Genomic DNA, 19,334 nt, shown 5'->3' with positions numbered 1-19,334 from the left:
AAGGCGCGTGGCTGCGGTAAAGTCTGGCCTATCCCTTCGTCTTTCCAGAAACCCCCTTTCATGCAAAATCACCAACGTCGCGCGCTCGTGCTGTTTTCGGGCGGCCAGGATTCCACCACTTGCCTGGCCTGGGCGCTGGACCGCTATGCCCATGTGGAAACCGTGGCGTTCGATTACGGCCAACGCCACCGCATCGAGCTCGATGCGCGCCTGAACGTGCTGCGCGAATTCCGCGCGCGCTTTCCCGAGTGGGCGCCGCGCCTGGGCGAAGACCATCTGCTGGACCTGAAGGTGCTGGGCCAGGTGGGCGACACCGCCATGACCAGCGACCGCGCCATCGAGATGCAGGCCAATGGCCTGCCCAATACCTTCGTGCCGGGCCGCAACCTGCTATTCCTGACGCTGGCCGCCGCGCTGGGCTACCGACGCCAGCTGGACGTGCTGGTGGGCGGCATGTGCGAAACCGATTTTTCCGGCTACCCCGATTGCCGCGACGACACCATCAAGGCGCAGCAGGTGGCGCTGGGCCTGGGCCTGGGCAGCCGGGTCACCATCGAGACCCCGCTGATGTGGATCGACAAGTCCGAAACCTGGGCGCTGGCGCATACCTTGGGCGGCGACGCGCTGGTCGAGACCATCGTCGAAGAAAGCCACACCTGCTACCTGGGCGAGCGCGGCGCGCGGCATGCCTGGGGCTACGGTTGCGGCACGTGCCCGGCGTGCAAGCTGCGGCTGGCAGGCTGGGAAAAATGGGCAGCCGCGTCGGCCTAGTTTCCTGATCCGTTCCGGGCGCGTGCGATGAAGCGCCAGCGCAATGCCAGCGCCGCGGCCAGGATGGCCGTGGCCAATCCGGCCGACAGGCCCATCGCGGCGCGTGCCCCGTGCTGTTCGACCACGTAGGCATAGGCTACCGGCGCGGCCGCGGTCAAGAGGAAGCTGGGGATGAGCAGGGCGCCCACCAGCGCGCCGTAGCTGCGAAAGTCGAACAACGCCAGCGGCAGCGTGCCCCGCGTGATGGTCATCAGGCCGTTGCAGGCGCCGTACAGCAAGGCGTAGGCGGCCAGCGCAACCAGGCTGCCGCCGGAGAGCAGCGCCAGTCCGAAGCACAGCGGCAATAGCGCCGCCACCGCCAGCGTGAGCGTCAGCGGATGCAGGCGCGAGCCCAGCGCCACGTCGGCCAGCCGCGAGGCGAACTGCCCGACGCCCCACAGAGCCGCGATATTCACGGCCATCGCGCCGGCCAGGCCCAGCCCTGACAGCAACGGGATCAGGTGGGCCGCGTTGCCGGCCGCCAGGAAGTTGGTCAGCATGGCGATCGCCGCGTACAGCAGGCCAGCCAGACGGCGCTCGGCCTTGTCGCGCGCCAGGCCCGTGCCGGCCTGGCCGGCATCCTTGATGGGCGCGGCGTAGCGGGCGCGCGGCAGCGCCAGGTAGAGCGGCAGCGTGGTCAGCGCCAACGCGCCATAGGCCAGCACGGCGCCGCGCCAGCCCAGCCAGCTCGACAGCGCGTGGCCCACCGGCCACATCACCGTAGAGGCCAAGCCGCCGAACAGCGTGATCTGCGACATCGGCCGCCGCGCGGCAGGCCCGGCGGCGCGCGCCAGTGACGCAAAGGCAGCGTCGTACAGGCACAGCCGCATGCCCACGCCCAGCAGCATCCAGGCTGCGAAGTACGTCACGACGCCGTGGGTGGCGGCCAGCGCGGCGCAGCCGGCGGCGGCCAATACGGCGCCCGCGGGCATGACGCGGTGGCCGCCCCAGTGGTCGACCGCGCGGCCGGCCAGCGGCGACACCAGCGCCATGACGACGATGGCGGCCGAGAAGCCGCCGTACACGGTGGCGGCGTTCCAGCCCAGGTCCGCGGCCATGTCCGGGCCCAGCGCGCCGATCAGGTAGAAGGTGACGCCCCAGCCGACCAGCTGGGTCAGCCCCAGGCAGACGATGGCCCGCGGGGCGATCACGGGCGTTGCGGCGGCGTCGCGTCGCCCTCGCCCAGCGCACGTTGCATCAGCACCGTGTCGCGCCATTCGCCATGCTTGTGGCCCACCGACCGCAGCGTGCCGACCGGATGAAAGCCCTGGCGCGCATGCACCGCCAGCGACGCCGCATTGCGGCTGTCGCCCACCACGGCCAGCATCTGGCGCCAGCCGGCCGCGGTGCAGCGGTCGATCAACGCGGCCAGCAGCTTGCCGCCGATGCCCAGGCCGGCGCGGCCGGCCTTGACGTAGACGGAGTCTTCGACGGTGTGGCGATAGGCCGGGCGCGGACGGTAGGCGGTGACGTAGGCATAGCCCACGACTTCGCCGTTGATCTCGGCCACCAGGTAGGGCATTTCCTTTTCGAGGATGCCGGCGCGCCGCTGGCGCATGTCGGCAATGGACGGCGGGTCCAGTTCGAACGACGCGGTGCCGTGCTGCACGTGGTGCGCGTAGATGGCCTTGATGGCGGGCAGGTCGGCTTCCGCGCTATCGCGGATCAGAACGGTGGGGGCGGGTTGCGACATGGAAACGGAATGCGAAAAGGGTGGGCAGGCAAAGCGCCATGCAGGCGGGACAAGCAGCCGCCAGTGTGGCGCAACGCCATGCATAAATAAAGCTTTGGTTTATTATGAAAAACATAAGTAAAACTTTGATTTGTGCCGCCCCATCACCGGTCGCCATGGGGCACGGCACGGGGCCGGGAAATCTCACGGAGCGGGCACATGCGAGGACTGAACCTGGACGCCCTGCGCACCTTTGCGCAGGTCATCGAACTGGGCAGCTTTTCGGCGGCCGCCGAGCGCGGCGGCATCACGCAGCCGGCGGTCAGCCTGCAGATGCGCAAGCTGGAACGCCGCTTCGGCCTGAAGCTGGTCGAACGCGTGGGGCGTCGCGCGGGCCCCACCGCCGCCGGGCTGGAATTGCTGACCCACATCCGCGCGATCGACGCCGCGCTGACGCAGGCTGAACAGGCCATGACGGCGCATGCCTCCCAGGTGACGGGCCGGGTGCGCCTGGGCACCGGCGCCACCGCCTGCACCTACTTGCTGCCCCCCCTGCTGGCCGACCTGCGGCGCCGTTTTCCGGCGTTGGATGTAGTGGCCAGCACCGGCAACACCGCCGACATGCTGCGCGGACTGGAAAACAATACGCTGGACATCGGCCTGGTGACGCTGCCGGCGCCGGGCCGCATGATCGAGGCCACGCCGGTACTCGAAGACGAATTCGTGGCGATCTTTCCCGCGCGCGGCGCGCTGGCCATTCCCGATGCGGCCACGCCGCAGGCCTTGGCCGCGCTGCCGTTGGTGCTGTTCGAACCGGGCGCGCGCACCCGCCGGCTGGTGGACGACTGGTTCGAAGCCGCGGGCGTGGCGGCCAAGCCGGTGATGGAACTGGGCAGCACCGAGGCCATGAAGGAAATCGTGGCTGCAGGCCTGGGCTGCGCGGTGCTGCCCAGGCTGGCGGTGTCGGGCGCGGGCCAGCGCAGTGCGTTGGTCGTGCGGTCGCTGACGCCGCGCCTGTCGCGCACGCTGGCCATCGTCGTGCGCCGCGACAAGCCGCTCAGCCGGGGCTTGCGGCACCTGCAAGAGGCCTTGCTGGCGCTGCGGCGCTGAACGCGGCAATGAGACAGGACGGCCGGGTGGGTCGGTACACTGGGAAAGGCCATCTACCGCTATGTCGATATCAATCACCGAGAAATGGACAAATCCCTTTCGCCGCCCGGCGCATCCAAGGCCCGCAAACCTGCCGGCCTGGACCTGTTTCCGTACGAATCCTCGCTACGCCCGGTGGCCGGACTGGCGGTGGATTACGAGGACGGCCATCGCGTGCGGCGCCACCGGCATCGCCGGTCGCAGCTGCTGTACGCGATTTCCGGGGTGATGGTGGTGGATACCGACGCGGGCATCTGGGTGGTGCCGCCCACGCGCGGCGTCTGGGTGCCGGCCTGGATGCCGCACGCCATCCGCATGAGCGGCGAGCCGCGCATGCGCACGGTGTTCGTCGAACCGGGCGCGGTGGCGCATCTGCCGGCCGAATGCTGTGTGCTGTCGGTGTCGCCGCTGCTGCGCGAGCTGATGGTGGCAGCCGCCGAGGTACCGCTGGACTGGCAGCCCGGCACGCGTGACGGCCGCCTGATGATGCTGCTGCTGGACGAACTGAAACAAGATCCGGTGCTGCCGCTGCACCTGCCGCAGCCGTCCGAGCCGCGCCTGGCCCGCATCTGCCGCGCCATCGTGCGCCATCCCGAGCGTCAGGTGGGCGCGGCCGACTGGGCGCGGGAATTGGGGGTGGATCCCAAGACGGTGCACCGCCTGTTTCTGCGCCATACGGGCATGACCTTCGGCCGCTGGCGCCAGCAGGCGCGGCTGCTGGCGGCAATGGAGCGGCTGGCGCGCGGCGACCGGGTGCTGGACGTGGCGCTGGACCTGGGCTACGAAAGCCCCAGCGCGTTCGCGGCGATGTTTCGCAAGGCGTTGGGCGAGCCACCCAGCGCATTCGCGGCCCGCGGCACGGCGTCCGCCTGATGGCCATGTAGCGGCCCCAGGGTGGCCTGCGGACGCTGCCGGCCGGAACCAGCGTATTATTTACCGTTTTGCCGCCCACGCTAACCGCCTGAGACAAGATCATGCCGCACTACCGTTCCCGCACCTCGACCCACGGCCGCAATATGGCCGGCGCCCGCGCCCTCTGGCGCGCCACCGGCATGAAGGACGGAGACTTCGGCAAGCCGATCATCGCGGTGGTCAACTCGTTCACGCAGTTCGTGCCGGGCCACGTGCACCTGCGCGACCTGGGCGCGCTGGTCGCCAAGGAAATCGAAGCCGCCGGCGGCGTCGCCAAGGAATTCAACACCATCGCCGTCGATGACGGCATCGCCATGGGCCACGGTGGCATGCTGTATTCGCTGCCGTCGCGCGAACTGATCGCCGACTCGGTCGAATACATGGTGAACGCGCACTGTGCCGACGCGATGGTCTGCATCTCGAACTGCGACAAGATCACCCCGGGGATGCTGATGGCCGCGATGCGCCTGAACATCCCGGTGGTGTTCGTGTCGGGCGGCCCGATGGAAGCGGGCAAGGTCAAGTCGCCGACGGACGGCAAGGTCATCGCCAAGATCGACCTGATCGACGCGATGATCAAGGCGGCCGACCCGAAGGTGTCGGACGCGGAAGTGGCGGAAGTCGAACGCAGCGCGTGCCCGACCTGCGGCTCCTGTTCCGGCATGTTCACGGCCAACTCGATGAACTGTCTGACCGAGGCCATCGGCCTGGCGCTGCCGGGCAACGGCACGATCGTGGCCACGCATGCCTGGCGCAAGGGTCTGTTCGAGCAAGCCGGCCGCCTGGTGGTGGACCTGTGCCGCCGCTATTACGTGGAAGAAGACGAATCGGTGCTGCCGCGCAATATCGCGACCAAGTCCGCGTTCCAGAACGCGATGGCGCTGGACGTGGCGATGGGCGGCTCGACGAACACGGTGCTGCATCTGCTGGCCGCGGCGCAGGAAGCGGGCGTGGACTTCACGATGGCGGACATCGACCGCATTTCGCGCAAGGTGCCGTGCCTGTGCAAGGCGGCCCCTGCCACCGACAAGTACCACATCGAAGACGTGCACCGCGCCGGCGGCATCCTGGGCATCCTGGGTGAACTGGCGCGTGCGGACCTGCTGGACCTGTCCTGCGGCAACGTGCACAGCGGCACGCTGGGCAAGGCCATCGAACAATGGGACGTGGCGGGCGGCGCGGGTGAAGCGGCGCAGAAGTTCTACCGCGCGGCCCCCGGCGGCATCCCGACGACGGTGGCGTTCAGCCAGGACGCTACGTTCCTGACGCTGGATACGGACCGCAAGACGGGCTGCATCCGCAGCAAGGAAAACGCCTACTCGAAGGACGGCGGCCTGGCAGTGCTGTACGGCAATCTGGCCGAGAAGGGCTGCATTGTGAAGACGGCGGGTGTGGACGAGTCGCAATGGGTCTTTACGGGCCGTGCGCGGGTGTTCGAGAGCCAGGACGACGCGGTGGAAGGCATTCTGGGCGACAAGATCGTGGCGGGCGACGTGGTGGTGATCCGCTACGAAGGCCCGAAGGGCGGTCCGGGGATGCAAGAGATGCTGTACCCGACGTCTTACCTGAAGTCCAAGGGCCTGGGCAAGACGTGCGCGCTGTTTACGGATGGGCGTTTTTCGGGCGGCTCGTCGGGGCTGGTGATCGGGCATGCGTCGCCGGAAGCGGCGGAAGGCGGCACGATCGGGCTGGTGGAAGACGGGGATACGATCGAGATCGATATTCCGAATCGGAAGATGCATCTGGCGGTTTCTGATGAGGAACTGGCTCGGCGTCGGGCGGCTATGGAAGCTCGGGAGAATGCTTGGGAGCCTGTGGGGCGGGAGCGGGTTGTTTCGTTGGCGTTGCAGGCTTATGCGGCGTTGGCGACTTCTGCGGATCGGGGGGCTGTGCGGGATTTGTCGCAGTTGAAGCAGAAGCGGTGATGCTTTGCTGGTGAATTAGGGAACGGCGCCTTGAGGGCGCCGTTTTTTTTGTGCGTTGAATTGTTTGTTCTTCGTAGGTCGCCCGTCGCGGGGGTGGCTTGCGGAGTGGGCGCCCACGATTGCGGTCCGGAGCCTTCGCTCCGGACTGCCCCGTCGTCATCTTCGTCCGCCTTCGGCTCCCTTCAGATTCCCTCGGGCGCATCGAGGTTGCCCACTCCGCAAGCCACCCCCGCGACGGGCTACGCGTGTCTCGGTTCGTTGCGCTGCTAGACCTGTGGTCAGGGCATGAGATCTACAGGGTCGCCAAGCCGCGGCCGCGCGGGCGGCCACGTTTGGCGTTCGTGTTGCTGACAGTGTTGCGGGGGCGCTTCGCGCTGTTGGAGATTGGTTTTCTATTGGTTCGCAGTCAGGGGGGAGGGGCGGTGATGGGCGGCGCGAGCAGACTCTTGCTTGCGAATGCAGACCGTCTCGCGCGCCGCCCATCGGGCGCTGCAGATTGACTTGGAACGTTACGGCATCCGCGCCGCTACTAATGTTGGGGGGTGGTTATAGAATTTGGGTATTCGTGACTGGGGGTCAAAAATGAGCCTGAATTCTGATGCTTTGCGGTTGTTCCTGGGCGTTGTTGACGCGGGGTCCATGAGTGCTGCGGCGGAGATGTTGGGGCAGACGGCTTCGGGGGTGAGTCGGGGGTTGTCGCGGTTGGAAGAGGATTTGGGGGTGGCGTTGTTGACGCGGACGACGCGGCGGATGGAGTTGACGGCGGAGGGGGCGCACTTTTTGCAGAAGGCGCGGCAGATTGTGCAGTCGTTGGAAGAGGCCGAAGAATGCATGCGCATCGTGAATCAGCAGCCGGCAGGGCGGTTGCGGGTGGATGCATCGGTGCCGGTGATGCTGCATTGCGTGGTGCCGCATGTGGCGGATTTTCGGCGGGAGTATCCGGCGATTTCGTTGGAGCTGACCAGCAATGATCGGATTGTGGATCTGATCGAGCATCGTACGGATGTGGCGTTGCGCATGGGGCCGTTGAATGATTCGACGTTGCATGCGCGGCCGTTGCGGCCGCGGCCGCGGTGGTTGATGGCGAGTCCGGATTATCTGGCGCGGCGTGGGGTGCCGAAGACAGTGGACGATCTGGACGGGCATGAGCTGCTGGGGTTCACGCAGCCTGAAAGCCTGAATGTCTGGCCGCTGCGGCATGCGGGCGGGTCGAGTTATCTGGCGACGCCTACGTTGGCGACGTCCAGCGGTGAAACGCAGCGGCAGCTGGCGTTGCGGGGGGTGGGGATTGCCTGCCTGTCGGACTTTGTGTCGCAGGAAGATCTGGAAGCGGGGCGGTTGGTGCGGATCATGGAAGACATCCACACCGATTACCTGCAGCCGATGCATGCGGTGTACTACCGCAATACGCAGTTGTCGCGGCGGATTGCGTGCTTTCTGGATTTCTTCGCCAGCCGGTTGTGAAAGAGGCGTGCCAGGGGCGATTGCACCTGGCACGCAGCGTTCGGCCCGCAGCGCTCAGCTCGCGGCATCCTGCACGCAGGCCGTAGCACGGCATGCCGCGCGCCGGGTGCTGCGATGCTTTATCCGTGCAGTGCGCGGCCGAACGCGGACAGCACCGATTCGTGCAAGGTTTCCGACAAGGTCGGGTGCGCGAAGATGGTGTGCATCAGGTCTTCTTCGGTGGCTTCGAGCGCAGTGGCGACGCCGTAGCCGGTGATCAGTTCCGAGGCTTCGGGGTGGATGATGTGGGCGCCGAGCAGTTCGCCGGTGGCGGCGTCGAAGACGGTTTTGACCAGGCCCTGATCTTCGCCCATGGCGATGGCTTTGCCGTTGCCGGCGAAGGTGAATTTGCCGATGCGGATGTCGCGGCCGGTCTGCCTGGCCTGTTCGCGGGCGCGGGCTTCGGTCATGCCGATGCTGGCGACCTGGGGATGCGAGTAGGTGCAGGCCGGGATGCGCAGCGGGTCGATGGGGTGGACGGGCTGGCCGGCGATGGCTTCGACGCACAGTACGGCTTCGTGGCTGGCCTTGTGGGCCAGCCAGGGGGCGCCGGCCACGTCGCCGATGGCGTAGACGCCGGGTTCGGCGGTGCGGCACAGGCCGTCGGTGACGATGTGGGTCTTCTCGACTTTGACGCGGGTCTGTTCCAGGCCCAGGTTTTCGACGTTGCCGACGATGCCGGCGGCGACGATGACGCGGTCGATTTCCAGTTCGGTCTGTTTGCCCTGTTGATCGAGCACGACCTTGACGCCGGTGGCGGTCAGGCTGGATGACTTGACGGCGCATTGGGTCAGCACGCGGATGCCCTGCTTTTCGAAGGCCTTGCGGGCCAGGGCGGATATGTCGGCGTCTTCCTGCGGCAGGATGTCCGCGGTCATGTCGATCAGCGTGACGTCGACGCCCACGGCGCGGTAGAAGCTGGCGAATTCGGCGCCGATGGCGCCTGCGCCCACGACCAGCAGCGACTTGGGCAGGGCCGGGGGCGTCAGGGCCTGGCGGTAGGTCCAGATGCGTTCGCCGCTGGGCAGGGCGGGCAGTTCGCGGGCGCGTGCGCCGGTGGCCAGGATGATGTGGCGGGCAGACAGCGTCGTGCCGTTGTCCAGCGCCACGCGGCCGCTGCCGGCCAGTTTGGCGCTGGCGGTGAATACCGTGACCGCATTCTTTTTCATCAGGTGGGCCACGCCCTGGCCCAGGCGGCCAGCGACTTTGCGCGAGCGGGCCACCATGGCGGCCAGGTCGGGCTGGGCGTCGGCGACGCCCGTCACGCCGTAGTGGGCAGCGTCGCGGCAGGCGCGCAGCACGGTGGCGCTGTGCAGCAGGGCCTTGGTGGGAATGCAGCCCCAGTTCAGGCAGATGCCGCCGAGTTCGGCGCGCTCTACCAGCGCGGTGGACAGGCCTAGTTGCGCGGCGCGGATGGCGGCCACGTAGCCGCCGGGGCCGCCGCCCACGACCACCAGGTCAAACGTCGTCTTGGTCATGGCGGGACTCACAGCAGGATGCGCACGGGGTTTTCGATCAGCGACTTGAAGGCCGCCAGCCAGCGCGCGCCCACGGCGCCGTCAACGGCCCGGTGGTCGGCCGACAGCGTCACGGTCATCACCGTGGCGGCGGCCAGGTCGCCGCTCTCGGTCACGATGGGGCGGCGTTCGGCCGCGCCCACGGCCAGGATCGCGGCTTGCGGCGGGTTGATGATGGCGGCGAACTGCTTGATGCCGTACATGCCCAGGTTGCTGACCGTGAGCGAGCCGCCGGTGAATTCCTCGGGCTTTAACCGGTTGATCTTGGCGCGGCCGGCCAGCTCCACGATTTCCGTGGCGATGGCGGACAGGGGCTTCACGTCGGCGTCGCGCACGATGGGCGTGACCAGGCCGCCGTCGGTGGCCACTGCCACGCTGACGTCGGCGCCGACATGGAATTCGATGGCGTCGTCGTGCCAGCTGACATTGACCTCGGGCACTTCGCGCAGCGCCAGGGCAGCGGCGCGCACGATGAAGTCATTGACCGACAGCTTGACCGTGCCGCCGTGGTTGGCCTGTGAACGCAGGGCCAGCAGCGCGTCCATGCGGCAGTCCAGCGTCAGGTAGAAGTGCGGCACATGCTGCTTGCTTTCGGTCAGGCGGCGGGCGATGGCGCGGCGCATGCCGGTGTGCGGGACGCGGCGGGCCGGCGCGCGGCCGGATGCCGGCTGGGCGATGGCGGCTGGGGTCTGGTCGCGCGCGGCTTCGACGTCGCGGCGCACGATGCGGCCGTGCGGGCCGGTGCCTTGCACGGCCAGCAGGTCCACATGCCATTGCGCGGCCAGGCGGCGGGCCAGGGGGCTGGCGAAGACGCGGGCGCCGGGCGTGGCGGAACGCGATGCGGTGGCGGTCGATGCGACAGCCGACGTTCGGCCGGCCGATGACGAAGTAGAGGCGGCGGCAGCTGCGGCTTCGGCAACTGGCGCTGCCGACGCGGGTGTAGAAGCACCCGTCGATGCGCCGGCCTTGCCGGCCTCCGCCGCTTCTGCCGGCGTTCCCGCGCCGCCAGCGGCAGCGCCGCTTTCCGCCAACGCGCGGTCGATATCCGCCGCGCCTTCACCCGGCGCCAGCAGCACGCCGATGACGGTGTTGATGGGCACCGAGGCAGCGCCGGCCTGCACGACGATGCGGCCCAGCACGCCGGCCTGTTCGGCGTTGATCTCGACGATGGCCTTTTCGGTTTCGATTTCGGCCAGCGCGTCGCCGACGGCGACGCTGTCGCCTTCCTGCTTGAGCCACTGGTGCAGCGTGCCGCCATCGGTGTCGGCGGCGACGGAGGGGAGTTTGATCAGGGTTGCCACGTTGTTCGTCCTATTCTGCGTGCGCGGCCAGGTCGGGCCGGTAGGCCGCCGGGTCGTCGTATTCGACCAGTTCCAGCACATTGCCCTCGGGGTCGCGGAAGAACGCCAGCCAGGTGCCGGGGCGCACTTGCATCGGCGCGGGCGCGCTGTCGAACGCCACGCCGCGCGCTTGCAGGCGCGCCACGGTGCCCGCCAGGTCGCGCACGATGAAGGTCAGGTAGGTGGCGCCCTGGCGGTCCAGGATGGCGACGCCGCGCACCGCGGGTTCCGGGGCTTTGGTGGGTTGCAAGAGCTTGATGCGCTCGCCGTAGCTTGTCTGCAGGCGTGCCACGTCGTAACCGTGTTGCGTCAGGCCGGTGGCCCGGGCCTTGTCGGCGGGCACGCTCACGCGGTTCACCAGCGTCAGGCCCACCACGTCGGTGTAGAACGCCAGCATGGCGTCCAGGTCGGCGCAGCACAGGCCGACTTCCATCGGCACGGTCATGTCCAGGGGGGCGCTCATGCCTGTTCTCCCAGGTCGGCCAGCACGTCGGCCAGGCCGGCGATGACTTCTTCGGTGTCGGCGAAGGCCGCACGTTCCAGCACCTTGGAAATGCTGGGCGAGGCTTCGCCGCCGGTGACGCGCTTGACCGGCTGGTCCAGCCAGTCGAAGTAGCGGCGCTGGATCTCGTCGGCAAGCATGGCGCCGTACGAGGTGCCGCGCGCGCCTTGCTCCACGATCAGCACGTTGTTGGTCTTCTGGATGCTGGCGCCGATGGTGTCCCAGTCCAGGCTGGCGCGGTCCAGGGTGCGCAGGTCGATCACTTCGGCGTCCACGCCGGCCTCTTCGGCGGCCTGCAGGGCGCGGCTGACCATCGACAGGTAGGTCAGCACCGTGACCTTGTTGCCGTTGCGGCGCACGCGTGCCTTGCCAAAGGGAATGGCGTAATCCAGGTCACCATCGGGCACTTCGCCCGACGAGGCGTACAGGTCGACGTGCTCGATCACGAGCACCGGGTCCTTGGAGGCCAGCGCGGTATTCATCAGGCCGATGTATTCGTAGGGCGTGGACGGCGCGACGATGCGCCAGCCGGGCGCGGTGGCGAACACGCCGGCCGGATCCATCGAGTGCTGCGAGCCGTAGCCCGTGCCCATCGCGACCTTGGTGCGCAGCACGAACGGCACGTCGATGTCGCCGCCGAACATATGGCGGGCCTTGCCGATCTGGTTGAAGATCTGGTCGGCCGCGACCCACATGAAGTCGGGGTACATGAATTCCACCACCGGCTTGTAGCGGCCGTCCATGGCCAGGCCGCCGCCCAGGCCGGCGAAGGCGTTTTCGGAAATGGGCGTGCCCAGCACGCGGTCGGGGTACTTGTCCTTCAGGCCGCGGGTGGCGCCGTTGGTGCCGCCCTTCAGGCGGTGCACGTCTTCACCCAGCACGACGACGCCCGGGTCCGCTTCCATGCGGCGGTCCAGCACGTCGGCCACGGCATCGACGAACTTGCGTTCGACGCGGGCGCCGGTGTGGTCGGCGACGTCCTGGTAGCGCAGGCCTTCCAGTTCCGAGCCGTCGCTGCGCAGGCCCACGTCACGGAAGTCGGGGCGCGGCCACAGGTCGGCGCGCACGCGCCGCTTGCCGCCGTCGGCCGCTTCGGTCAGGCGGCCCGACACGTCCTTCATCACGTCCTTGCATTGCTGGCGCAGCGCATCGACTTCGGCCTGCGTGATGAGCTTGCGGCCGATCATCTCGGCAGCGATCCTGTCCAGCGGATCGCGGCGGCGCCACGCCGCTTCTTCTTCCTTGCTGCGGTAGCCGAAGGCACTGCCGGGGAAGGGGCCGTTCTGGTGGAAGAAGCGGTACACATCCACTTCGATGATGGTCGGGCCGTTGCCGGCGCGCATGTGGGCCACGGCTTCGGACATGGCCAGGTGCACGGCCAGGGGGTCCATGCCGTCGACCTGCCAGGCCGGGATGTTGAAGGCCTGGCCGCGGGCCGACAGGCGCGGCTCGGCGGTGGATTCTTCCACCGTGGTCGACACGGCATAGCGGTTGTTTTCGATGAAGAAGCACAGCGGCGTTTTCCACGCGGCCGTCAGGTTCATCGTTTCCAGCACCGAGCCGATGTTCACCGCGCCGTCGCCGAAGTAGGTGACGGCCACGCGGTCGGTGCCGGCATGGCGATGCGCCCAGGCCGCGCCGGCCGCCAGCGGCACGCCGCCGCCGACGATGGCGTTGGTGCCCAGCGCGCCGGCTTCCAGCCAGCGCAGGTGCATGCTGCCGCCGCGGCCGCGGCAATACCCTTGCGCCAGGCCCATGATCTCGGCCAGCGTCTTGTGCAGCACTTCGTCGATGGCGGGCGTGAGCGGGTGGCGCGGGTCCAGGCCCAGCGGCGCGACATGCTGCAAGGCCTTGGCCAGGAACTGGTGGTGGCCGCGGTGCGAGCCGTTGATCTGGTCGCCGGCGCCCAGCGCCAGCACCGAACCGACGGCGCCGCCTTCCTGCCCCACGGACGAATGCGCCGGGCCGTGCACCAGGCCTGCGGCGGCCAGGTCCAGCACCGCCTCTTCAAAGGCGCGAATCCAGTGCAGCTGCGTCAGCATGGTGGCCAGCAGCGCGGGGTCCGCCTGCTGCCAGTCGCTGGCGTCGACCGTCAATTGCCGCCAGGGCGCTTGCGAGCCGAGCGGTTGGTAGGTGGCCATGAGTGAATCTCCAGAAGATAGGTAAGCGTCGATGCGGTCAGAGGTAGCTGTAGCGGCTCCAGCCGCCATCGGCCACCAGGGTGTGTCCGGTGATGTAGGCGGCCTGGCGCGAGGCCAGGAAGACCGCCAGGTCGGCCATTTCGGCCGGCTGCGCCATGCGGCGCAGCGGCGTGCGCTGCTTGAGGCGTTCGGGGTCCAGGCGGCCGCGCGCGGCTAGGTCGCGCACCAGGTCCGTTTCCACGTAGCCCGGCGCCAGCGCATTGACGCGCACGCCTTGCGGGCCCCATTCCACGGCCAGTGTCTCGGTCAGCAGCACCACCGCGCCCTTGGTGGCACAGTAGGCCGCGCGGTCGGGCGCCGCCACCACGCCGTACATCGACGCCAGGTTGATGATGCAGCCCTCGCCCTTGGGCACCATGCGGTGCCCGGCGGCCTGGGCGCACAGGAACACGCCGGTCAGGTTGATGTCGACGGCGCGGCGCCATTCGTCCACGGTGACGTCCAGCGTGGGCTTGTTGGCCGAGATGCCGGCGTTGTTGACCAGCACGTCGATGCCGCCCCAGGCCTGTTCGACCTGGGCGAAGGCGCGCTCCACGGCATCGGCGTCGGTGACCGAGGCCTGCGCGGCCAGGGCTTCGCCGCCGGCGGCTTGCAGGCCGGCCACGGCCTCGGCCAGCGCGGCCGGGTCCATATCCAGCAGCGCGACGCGCGCGCCCTGGCGGACGAAGGCCTGGGCGGTGGCGTAGCCGATGCCTTTGGCGCCGCCGGTGATCACCACGGTCTTGCCGCGCAGATCGGGGTGGATGACGTCGGACTGCGGTACTTCAGGGGTCGTGTCCAAGTGCTTGCCTTTAACGGTGCGTGATGGGGGTATGTCGTGAGCAGGTTCGCGGGCGGCGTCAGACCGCCAGCCATTCCTGCACGACGTCCTGGCGCTCGTGCAGTTGCGCGGGCGGCCCTTCGAAAACAATGCGGCCGTGGCCCATCACGCTGACGCGGGTCGAGACCTTCAGCGCGATGGTCAACTTCTGTTCGACCAGCACCACCGATACGCCGCGCTGGTGGATGTCGCGGATCACATCGGCGATCACTTCCACGATCTTGGGCGCGAGGCCTTCGGTGGGTTCGTCGATCAGCATGACCTTGGGGTTGCCCAGCAATGAGCGGCACATGGTCAGCATCTGCTGTTCGCCGCCGGACAGGTTGCCGGCACGCGTGTTGCGCCGCTCTTTCAGGCGGGGGAAGTAGCCGAACATCTGCTCGATCGTCCATGCGGGCGCGTCGGGGCGCGGTGGCTGTTCGCCCATGCGCAGGTTCTCGTCCACCGTCAGGTTGGCGAAGACCTCGCGTTCTTCCGGCACGAAGCCCAGCCCGGCGCGCGCGATCTCGAAGGGGCGCTTGCCAGTGATGTCGCGGCCTTCGACGGTGATTTGGCCGGCGGTCACGTCCACCAGCCCCATGATGCTTTTCATGGTGGTGGAACGGCCGGCGCCGTTGCGGCCCAGCAGGCTGACCACTTCGCCGCGATTCACCGTCAGATCGATGCCGTGCAGGATGTGGCTCTTGCCATAGTGGGCGTGCACGCCTTGCAGCGCCAGCAGGGGGGATTGCATGCTCATACCGTTTCCTCTCCCAGGTAGGCTTCGCGCACGCGGGCGTCGCCGCGGATCTCGGCCGGCGTGCCGGTGGCCAGGATTTCGCCGTAGACCAGCACGCTGATGCGGTCGGCCAGCGAGAACACCACCTGCATGTCGTGTTCGACGATCAGCAGCGTGCAGTCGCGCGTCACGTCCTTGATGAGTTCGACGGTGTAGTCGACCTCGTGCTGCGACATGCCCGCCATCGGCTCGTCCAGCAGGATCACCTTGGGACGCGAAGCCAGCGTCATGCCGATTTCCAGCGAACGCTGCTCGGAATAGTTCAGGTCGCCTGCCGCGGTGTGCTGCTTGGGCGCCAGGCGCACCTTTTCCAGCAGTTGGTCGACGTTTTCGTTCACCGCGCGGTGGCGGGCGATGGGGCGCCAGAAGTTGTAGACCAGCCCGTGCATGCGCAGCACCGCCAGGCGCAGGTTCTCGCGCACCGACAGGCGCGGGAACACGTTGGTGATCTGGAACGAGCGTGCCAGCCCCAGGCGGTTGATCTGCTCGGGCGGCAGGCCGCCGATGGAACGCGAACGCAGGGTGATGTCGCCCGAGGTCGGCGCGAACGAGCCGGACATCAGGTGAAACAGCGTCGATTTGCCGGCCCCGTTGGGGCCGATGACGGCATGGCGTTCTCCGGCTTCCACCTGCAGGTTCACGCCGCGAATGATCTGTGCGTCGCCGAACGACTTGCGCACATCCGTCAGTGTCAGGATTTCGTGGCTCATCGCGCGGCCTCCAGCACGGGCGCGGCATCGCCGCCGCTACGCCACAGGGCCATGGCCCAGCGGCAGGCGGCCAGGCCCGCGGCGAACAACGCCAGCGGCACCAGCCAGGTGGACAGCGCCAGCGGCGCCCAGTCGCGGCCGAACAGCGCGATGGCGGGCCAGCCGGCATCGGGGTTCATCGCCAGCAGCGCACGGTAGTCGCGGGCGAACATGCGTTGCAGCAGTTCCACGCTGAAGACCGTGGCGGCCGTCAGCAGCAGGCCGCTGGCGACCGACACGGCGGCGCGCGGCAGCCAGTCGGCCAGGCCGCGCTCGCGCAGCGACTTGGCGGCGCGCTGCACCAGGCCCACCAGGCCGTCCGGCACGAACAGCATCACCAGCACGAACAGCACGCCCTGGTACAGCAGCCACGAACGGGTGATGTCGGCCAGCGTCTGCGACAGGAAGGTCAGGATCGATGCGCCAAGCACGGGGCCCAAGAACGCGTTGACGCCGCCGATATAGGCGAACAGCACCGCGTCGGTGGACAGCTTGACCTCGAACAGCACGTAGTTGCCGGCTTCGATGTTCAGCGCCTGCAAGCCGCCGGCAATGCCGGCAAACATGGCCGACAAGGCGAACACCAGGGTCTTGAGCGTATGCGGGCGGTAGCCCAGGTAGCGCAGGCGGTTGGCGTTTTCGCGCAGGCCCAGCGTCAGGCGGCCCAGCGGCGTGCGGGTCAGCCCGTACAGCGCGGCCAGCGACACCAGCACCCAGGCCAGCACCAGGAAATACACCTCGATGTCGGACCCGAAGGAAAAACCCCAGGCCGGCATGCGCATGGCCGACAGGCCCGCTTCGCCGCCGAACACGCCTTTCAGGTGCGGGGCCAGCGCGTGCAGCAGCTCGGCCAGCGCCAGCGTGATCATCGAAAAATACACGCCGGACCGCATGGTGGCGAACCAGCCGGCGACCAGGCCGAACAGCAGGCCGGCCACGCCGCCTGCCAGCGGCATCAAGGGCGTGGGCAACAGGCCCGCGCCGCCCAGTGCATTCATGGCGTGGATGGTGGCGAAGGTGCCCACGCCGAAATACGCCGCGTGGCCGAACGACAGCATGCCGCCCTGGCCCGCCAGCAGGTTGAAGGCGCAGGCAAACAGCGCCGCGATCAGCATCTGCACCGCCGCAACCAGCTGGCCTGCCGGCAGCAGCCAGGGCAGGGCGCACAGCGCGGCGACACAGACGACAAGCAGCAAGGCGGCCGAGATGCGGCCAGTGGAACTCATGGCCTGGCTCATGCTTGCTCTCCTTTCAGGCCCGACGGCTTGACCAGCAGCACCACCAGCATCAGCAGGAAGGGCAGCGTGGCGGCCAGGCTGGATATCTTCACGGTCATCAGGCCGCCCACGCTTTCGGCCCACTCGCCGGCGCCGAACAGGCCGAACAGGGTTGCGAGGCTGGCGTCGATGCCGACCGAGAACGAGCTGATCAGGCCGATCAGCAGCGATGCGATCATGGCGCCGCCCAGCGACCCCAATCCGCCCACCACGACCACCACGAACACCAGCACGCCCAGTTCCAGCGCCATGTTCGGATTGGTGGTGTAGAAGGCGCCGGCCACCGCGCCGGCCAACCCGGCCATGGCCGCGCCCACGCCGAACACGCTCATGAACACCAGCGGCACGTTGTGGCCCAGGGCTTCTGCCATGCGCGGCCGGTAGATGGCCGAGCGCACCACGATGCCGACGCGGGTGCGCGACAGCAGCAGGTAGATCACGCCGAACATCGCCAGCGACACGCCGCCCATCAGCAGGCGATAGAAGGGGTAGTCGGCATCGAACACGCGGAACGCCGCGAAATTCAGGAAGGCCGGCACGCGGTAGTCGACCGGAAAGTCGCCGTAGAACAGCTTGATGAGCTCGGCGACGATGAACGCCAGGCCGAAGGTCACCAGCAGTTCCTGGGCGTGGCCGAACTTGTGCACGCGGCGCAGGAAGAAGCGTTCCACCCCCATGCCCAGCACGCCCGCGATGACGGTGGCCAGCACCAGAGCCATCCAGAACCCGGTAACGGGCGCCAGGGTGTAGGCGGCGTACGCGCCTATCATGTAGAACGAGGCGTGCGCGAAGTTGAGCACGCCCATCATGCCGAAGATCAGCGTCAGGCCTGCCGACACCATGAAAAGTAGCAGGCCGTAGATCACGCCGTTCAACAGCGAGACCGTAAAGTATTCCATAGCCATCAGTCCGGTCGAACCATCTTGCAGGTGGCCTGCACCGGCGCGGACACGTCCGCCGCGGCCAGCACCTTGACCGGCTCGAAGCCCATGTCGGTGCCATCGGCCTTGTACTTGGCGTTCTTGCTGACCTTGGACACCACCATCGGCAGTTGCACCTGGTGGTCTTCGGCGCGCATGGTGTAGGTGCCCAGTGGCGACGTGTAGGTGACCTTTTCCAGCGCACGGGCCAGGTCCGGTACCGACAGCTTGCCGTCCTTGGGTTGGACCTGCTTGAGCGCTTCGCCCAGGAAGGTGATGCCGATGACGGTCTGCGGTTCGGTGTAGCTGGGGTAGTGGCCGGTCTTGGCCTTGTAGTCTTCGGCGAACTTGGCGCCCTCTTCGCCCGCGGCCTCGATGTTGTACGGGTGCGCGATGTAGTGGCCCAGCGCCACGTCGCCAGCATTGGCCAGGTTGCCCACCTGGTCCAGGAACACCGTGGCAAAGCGCACCTTCAGGCCGGCCGACTGCGTGGCCTTCATGAGCAGCAGCAGGTCGTTGGACCAGTTGCCGGTGATGACGGTGTCGGGGTTGGTCGCGCGGATGCGGGCCACGTAGGGCGCGAAGTCCTGAATCTTGTTGACTTCGTGCAGCGTCTTGCCCACCACTTCATAGCCGTACTGCTTGGCGAAGCGCTCGGTGGCGCCTTCCATGTCCTGGCCCCAGGAATAGTTCTGGTTGATGGCGTACACGCGCTTGCCCAGCGTGCCGTCGGCCGACATGACAGAGGCCAGCGCCTTCACGCGCAGGTCGGCATTGGTGGTGAAGCGGAAATGATAGAAGTGGCACTTCTGGCCCGTCAGTTCCAGGGCTTCGCCGCCCACGTTCAGGAAGACGACTTCCTTGCCCGGGTTACGCAGGTTGTGCTTGCGCACGTCTTCGGTCAGCTGGCCCGAGATGGCCGACGACGAGCCTTGCACCAGGATCTGCACGCCTTCGGCGGCCGCTGCGCGGAAGCGATCGGATGCGCCCACCGGGCCGCCCTGGTTGTCGAATTCGACCAGTTCCAGCGGCTGGCCGTTCCAGCCGCCGGCCGCATTGATGCGGTCCAGTTCATATTTGACCGCGGCGCGGAACATCAGGCCGGTCGAGGCCTGCGGGCCCGACAGCGTTTCGATCAGGCCGATCTTGACGGGCGCGGCCTGCGCGGATGCGGCAATGCCGGCCAGGCACAGCAGGCCGGTAGTGAAAGCCAATTTCATGCGTGTCTCCTCCGTGGGACGGGAGTGTGGGGTCCGTGA

17 protein-coding genes are annotated in these 19,334 nt (G+C 68.0%); 5 read left to right on the top strand and 12 right to left on the bottom strand.

Translation table 11 applies throughout. The features are described from left to right. Nucleotides 1-60: 60 nt before the first annotated feature. Nucleotides 61-771 (top strand): 7-cyano-7-deazaguanine synthase QueC, encoded by a 711-nt coding sequence (gene queC, locus U858_RS0116635; RefSeq protein ID WP_025138279.1) that lies wholly within the window; start codon nt 61-63, stop codon nt 769-771. Here the strand turns inward: queC and U858_RS0116630 are convergent. Next, on the bottom strand, nt 768-1,961 hold the full coding sequence (locus tag U858_RS0116630; RefSeq protein ID WP_025138278.1) for an MFS transporter: 1,194 nt from the start codon (nt 1,959-1,961) through the stop codon (nt 768-770). The two genes, queC and U858_RS0116630, sit on opposite strands and share 4 nt — an antisense overlap. Beyond that, complete coding sequence (locus U858_RS0116625; RefSeq protein ID WP_025138277.1) at nt 1,958-2,503, bottom strand: GNAT family N-acetyltransferase; 546 nt, start codon at nt 2,501-2,503, stop codon at nt 1,958-1,960. Before U858_RS0116625 ends, U858_RS0116630 begins: the two co-directional genes overlap by 4 nt. Nucleotides 2,504-2,701: 198 nt before the next feature. Between U858_RS0116625 and U858_RS0116620 the strand changes: the two genes are divergently transcribed. The 4 genes from U858_RS0116620 to U858_RS0116605 all read left to right on the top strand — a co-directional run bounded on the left by U858_RS0116620 (nt 2,702) and on the right by U858_RS0116605 (nt 7,932). Next, on the top strand, nt 2,702-3,592 hold the full coding sequence (locus U858_RS0116620) for a LysR family transcriptional regulator (RefSeq protein ID WP_025138276.1): 891 nt from the start codon (nt 2,702-2,704) through the stop codon (nt 3,590-3,592). A gap of 84 nt (nt 3,593-3,676) precedes the next feature. Then, nucleotides 3,677-4,504: a helix-turn-helix domain-containing protein gene (locus U858_RS0116615; protein WP_025138275.1), complete on the top strand. Its 828-nt coding sequence runs from the start codon at nt 3,677-3,679 to the stop codon at nt 4,502-4,504. Between the two features lie 101 nt (nt 4,505-4,605). Then, the gene (ilvD, locus tag U858_RS0116610) at nt 4,606-6,468 is read left to right on the top strand and encodes a dihydroxy-acid dehydratase (RefSeq protein WP_025138274.1); all 1,863 of its coding nucleotides are present in this window, start codon (nt 4,606-4,608) and stop codon (nt 6,466-6,468) included. 582 nt (nt 6,469-7,050) lie between these two features. Next, nucleotides 7,051-7,932: a LysR family transcriptional regulator gene (locus tag U858_RS0116605; RefSeq protein WP_025138272.1), complete on the top strand. Its 882-nt coding sequence runs from the start codon at nt 7,051-7,053 to the stop codon at nt 7,930-7,932. A 119-nt stretch (nt 7,933-8,051) separates the two neighbouring features. On the opposite strand, the gene lpdA is transcribed toward U858_RS0116605, so the two are convergent. Genes lpdA through U858_RS0116555 form a run of 10 tightly spaced genes read right to left on the bottom strand, consistent with a single transcriptional unit; the run spans nt 8,052 to nt 19,295 of the window. Further along, nucleotides 8,052-9,449 carry a dihydrolipoyl dehydrogenase gene (gene lpdA, locus U858_RS0116600; RefSeq protein WP_025138271.1) on the bottom strand — a complete coding sequence of 466 codons (1,398 nt, stop codon included), beginning with the start codon at nt 9,447-9,449 and terminating at the stop codon, nt 8,052-8,054. Nucleotides 9,450-9,457: 8 nt separating this feature from the next. Beyond that, complete coding sequence (locus tag U858_RS0116595; protein ID WP_025138270.1) at nt 9,458-10,789, bottom strand: pyruvate dehydrogenase complex dihydrolipoamide acetyltransferase; 1,332 nt, start codon at nt 10,787-10,789, stop codon at nt 9,458-9,460. A gap of 10 nt (nt 10,790-10,799) precedes the next feature. Then, entirely contained in the window at nt 10,800-11,291 is a 492-nt protein-coding gene (locus U858_RS0116590; protein WP_025138269.1) for a VOC family protein, read from the bottom strand. After that, nucleotides 11,288-13,471 carry a thiamine pyrophosphate-dependent enzyme gene (locus tag U858_RS0116585; RefSeq protein ID WP_025138268.1) on the bottom strand — a complete coding sequence of 728 codons (2,184 nt, stop codon included), beginning with the start codon at nt 13,469-13,471 and terminating at the stop codon, nt 11,288-11,290. Before U858_RS0116585 ends, U858_RS0116590 begins: the two co-directional genes overlap by 4 nt. 37 nt (nt 13,472-13,508) lie before the next feature. After that, nucleotides 13,509-14,312, bottom strand: a complete 804-nt coding sequence (locus U858_RS0116580; RefSeq protein WP_025138267.1) for an SDR family NAD(P)-dependent oxidoreductase — start codon at nt 14,310-14,312, stop codon at nt 13,509-13,511. 58 nt (nt 14,313-14,370) lie between these two features. Then, on the bottom strand, nt 14,371-15,090 hold the full coding sequence (locus U858_RS0116575; protein WP_025138266.1) for an ABC transporter ATP-binding protein: 720 nt from the start codon (nt 15,088-15,090) through the stop codon (nt 14,371-14,373). Then, a complete protein-coding gene (locus tag U858_RS0116570) occupies nt 15,087-15,839 on the bottom strand; it encodes an ABC transporter ATP-binding protein (protein ID WP_025138265.1) in 753 nt (250 codons plus the stop codon). Before U858_RS0116570 ends, U858_RS0116575 begins: the two co-directional genes overlap by 4 nt. Continuing rightward, a complete protein-coding gene (locus tag U858_RS0116565; protein WP_029953977.1) occupies nt 15,836-17,116 on the bottom strand; it encodes a branched-chain amino acid ABC transporter permease in 1,281 nt (426 codons plus the stop codon). Before U858_RS0116565 ends, U858_RS0116570 begins: the two co-directional genes overlap by 4 nt. Further along, nucleotides 17,113-18,054 (bottom strand): branched-chain amino acid ABC transporter permease, encoded by a 942-nt coding sequence (locus tag U858_RS0116560; RefSeq protein ID WP_025138263.1) that lies wholly within the window; start codon nt 18,052-18,054, stop codon nt 17,113-17,115. Before U858_RS0116560 ends, U858_RS0116565 begins: the two co-directional genes overlap by 4 nt. Nucleotides 18,055-18,059: 5 nt before the next feature. After that, a complete protein-coding gene (locus U858_RS0116555; protein ID WP_025138262.1) occupies nt 18,060-19,295 on the bottom strand; it encodes a branched-chain amino acid ABC transporter substrate-binding protein in 1,236 nt (411 codons plus the stop codon). Between the last annotated feature and the right edge of the window lie 39 nt (nt 19,296-19,334).

It is taken from the genome of Achromobacter sp. DH1f (assembly GCF_000633435.1).
In the GTDB taxonomy this organism is placed as follows: domain Bacteria; phylum Pseudomonadota; class Gammaproteobacteria; order Burkholderiales; family Burkholderiaceae_B; genus Achromobacter; species Achromobacter deleyi.
Note: the sequence above shows the minus strand (reverse complement) of the source record. Positions and strands in the feature narration are given on the sequence as shown.

Bases quoted from the DNA above. Each gene is read 5' to 3' on its own strand.
- U858_RS0116555 (WP_025138262.1), bottom strand. From the start codon at position 19,295: ATGAAATTGGCTTTCACTACCGGCCTGCTGTGCCTGGCCGGCATTGCC.
- U858_RS0116570 (WP_025138265.1), bottom strand. From the start codon at position 15,839: ATGAGCCACGAAATCCTGACACTGACGGATGTGCGCAAGTCGTTCGGC.
- U858_RS0116620 (WP_025138276.1), top strand. From the start codon at position 2,702: ATGCGAGGACTGAACCTGGACGCCCTGCGCACCTTTGCGCAGGTCATC.
- U858_RS0116560 (WP_025138263.1), bottom strand. From the start codon at position 18,054: ATGGAATACTTTACGGTCTCGCTGTTGAACGGCGTGATCTACGGCCTG.
- ilvD (WP_025138274.1), top strand. From the start codon at position 4,606: ATGCCGCACTACCGTTCCCGCACCTCGACCCACGGCCGCAATATGGCC.
- U858_RS0116565 (WP_029953977.1), bottom strand. From the start codon at position 17,116: ATGAGCCAGGCCATGAGTTCCACTGGCCGCATCTCGGCCGCCTTGCTG.
- U858_RS0116575 (WP_025138266.1), bottom strand. From the start codon at position 15,090: ATGAGCATGCAATCCCCCCTGCTGGCGCTGCAAGGCGTGCACGCCCAC.
- queC (WP_025138279.1), top strand. From the start codon at position 61: ATGCAAAATCACCAACGTCGCGCGCTCGTGCTGTTTTCGGGCGGCCAG.
- U858_RS0116625 (WP_025138277.1), bottom strand. From the start codon at position 2,503: ATGTCGCAACCCGCCCCCACCGTTCTGATCCGCGATAGCGCGGAAGCC.
- U858_RS0116615 (WP_025138275.1), top strand. From the start codon at position 3,677: ATGGACAAATCCCTTTCGCCGCCCGGCGCATCCAAGGCCCGCAAACCT.
- U858_RS0116585 (WP_025138268.1), bottom strand. From the start codon at position 13,471: ATGGCCACCTACCAACCGCTCGGCTCGCAAGCGCCCTGGCGGCAATTG.
- U858_RS0116605 (WP_025138272.1), top strand. From the start codon at position 7,051: ATGAGCCTGAATTCTGATGCTTTGCGGTTGTTCCTGGGCGTTGTTGAC.
- U858_RS0116590 (WP_025138269.1), bottom strand. From the start codon at position 11,291: ATGAGCGCCCCCCTGGACATGACCGTGCCGATGGAAGTCGGCCTGTGC.
- lpdA (WP_025138271.1), bottom strand. From the start codon at position 9,449: ATGACCAAGACGACGTTTGACCTGGTGGTCGTGGGCGGCGGCCCCGGC.